We start from the raw sequence: 488 nt of genomic DNA on the forward strand, positions 1-488 counted from the left end.
AGCCGGCACGCAGGATCAGGGGCGCGGCCCGGTCGGCGACTCTCAACAGCTCGGTCATCGGTGGTTCCGGTTCTGGGGGGCGCCGACGGTCGGGGCTCCGACCCGATCGATGCGCAGATCTCGTTCGATGCGCTTGATGCGCCGGCGATCGAGCTCCACACGCTCGGGGTCACGGTCGGCGAGTACGACGCGGCCGAGGACGGAGAACACGTCCGAGGTCATCCGAACCCGGCCGCCCGGCGGCACGGCAACGGTCGAGCGCACCGCCGTGGGCAGGTCCGCGAGACCGCTCAGCGAATCCGGGTTGCGGATCACACCCGACCGATGGGCGGTCACGAAGACCGACGTCACGTGCTGCAGCAGGCGGTAGCCCGACGCGTCCCGGTACCGGCCCCGGACGAAGTCGACGAGGCGGTCCAGTTGGCTGCGGCCGGTGGCCAGGCCGGACAGGAAGGCCATCTGACCGCCGGCGAGCCGGGGGTTCAGCT

Annotated in this window: 1 protein-coding gene; it reads right to left on the reverse strand. The window is 71.5% G+C overall.

The genetic code is table 11. From position 1 onward, the window contains the following. Positions 1 to 54 precede the first annotated feature (54 nt). On the reverse strand, positions 55 to 488 hold a 434-nt coding region (locus G3I78_RS47805; RefSeq protein WP_164436878.1), incomplete at its 5' end, for a hypothetical protein.

Source organism: Streptomyces sp. SID13726 (genome assembly GCF_010548375.1).
Classification (GTDB): Bacteria; Actinomycetota; Actinomycetes; order Streptomycetales; family Streptomycetaceae; genus Streptomyces.